Annotated in this window: 2 protein-coding genes; one reads left to right on the plus strand and one right to left on the minus strand. The window is 64.9% G+C overall.

Annotation, left to right across the window (positions count from 1 at the left end; translation table 11 throughout):
- On the minus strand, positions 1–1,119 hold a 1,119-nt coding region (locus ABT116_RS44835; RefSeq protein ID WP_351646759.1), incomplete at its 3' end, for a TnsB C-terminal domain-containing protein.
- Between ABT116_RS44835 and ABT116_RS44840 the strand changes: the two genes are divergently transcribed.
- On the plus strand, positions 1,025–1,618 hold a 594-nt coding region (locus ABT116_RS44840; protein WP_351646761.1), incomplete at its 3' end, for an AMP-binding protein. The two genes, ABT116_RS44835 and ABT116_RS44840, sit on opposite strands and share 95 nt — an antisense overlap.

Genomic DNA, 1,618 nt, shown 5'->3' on the forward strand with positions numbered 1-1,618 from the left:
ACCGGGGTCCTGTGCGTCTCCGACCGCATGGGCGACATCAACGGCTACTCCAAACTCCAGGACGGCGCCTGGGCCCACAAGTTCGCACTCGCGGATGATCTGCTCGAGTTCGCTGACGTAGTAGAACGCCTTGTCCTCGACGTCTTTTCCGCGGGAGTACACATCCGGGCCCTTGTAGGCGGGCAGGTGCTGGAGCACGGATTCGCGTAGCGTGCGGAAAAATCTCTCGACCGTGGGCTTGTCGGTCGGCTTGTGCGGGATCGCCGGCTGGACCGTGATCCCGAGCCGCGCGCAGACCCCGATCACGTGATCGGACAGGTACTGCTTGCCGTGATCGACCACGATCGCCTCCGGTAAACAGGCAGGGAGGTCGCCGACCCGCTGCTGGGAGACGCCGTCGGGTTCCTCGGTGCCGACGAGCAGATTCCGCGGAACCCCGTGATACGGCCACCCGCCGTCGTCCCGCTGGCGGTCTGGGGTGATGCATTGGTAGAGCACGTTCGCGACGTCCTGCGCTTTCGTCGACACCGGGGTCAACCGCAGTCCGAGCACGCAGCGGGTGAACAGGTCCATAGCCACCGTCAACTCCACCCCGACCCAGCGCATCGTGATCGGCTCCATCGCAAACACATCCAGCGGCGTGGTGTCGAGCACCACGTACTCGCCGGGCCGGGTGGCACGGAGCCGACCGAACACACCGGTCGGACGATCGGCCACCGACCGCCGTCCCTTTGCACTGCCGAACGCATGCCGTCCCTTCGCCAGCACCTTCAGACGCCGGTAAGCAGTGGCTTTACTGGGCAGCGGCACCGTTCCCGGGCCGAAGCTTGCCTCCAACTTGCGGACAACCGCGTCGATGACAACTCCCATGGTCGGCGTGGATGCCTCGACATAGTCGTCCAGCACCTGAAGACGCGTCGCGTCCCACCGCGGGTCCACGCCGACTGCATATCGGCTGCGAATGCGGGTGTCGGCCAACCCGGCGACCCCCGATGCCCGGAAGCCCGCGATCCAGCGGTAGAGCGTGCGCACCGAGACATCCAGTTCCTTCGCCTTGGCCGCTAGCACCGACTCCAGGTTGGTCCCGTCATCGTTGACCGCGGCGAGCGCGCTGCGCACGTGCCCGGCTCGGACGTACGAGAGTGGCGAATATCGACGATCCCAGCTGACCCGATTCGTGTGTGGTGGGGCCGGGATTCCGCCCGAGTTGGTGCGCCGGGCCCATCGCGTGATGGGGACAGCGGTTGTACGTACCTACGGATCGACGGAACTTCCGACTCTCGTCATGGGTGATCCTTTCGGTGACATCGATTTGCAGGCCGAGGACGAAGGGGCTGTGATCGGGGGAAACGAATTCCGGCTCGGCGAAGACGACGAGCTGTTGGTGCGGGGTCCGGAACTGTTCGTCGGCTACGTCGACAGCTCGATCAACGCGGAATCGTTCACCGACGACGGCTTTTTCCGAACCGGCGACGTAGCCGCCGTGGACGGACCCGGTCAGATCCGGATCACGTCGCGAATCAAAGACATCATCAATCGGGGCGGAGAGAAATTCAGTGCTGCCGACATCGAGTGGGCCCTCGAGGCTCATCCCAACGTCGGAGAGGTGGCAGTGGTC

The organism is Streptomyces sp. NPDC002130, from assembly GCF_040296465.1.
Lineage (GTDB): Bacteria > Actinomycetota > Actinomycetes > Streptomycetales > Streptomycetaceae > Streptomyces.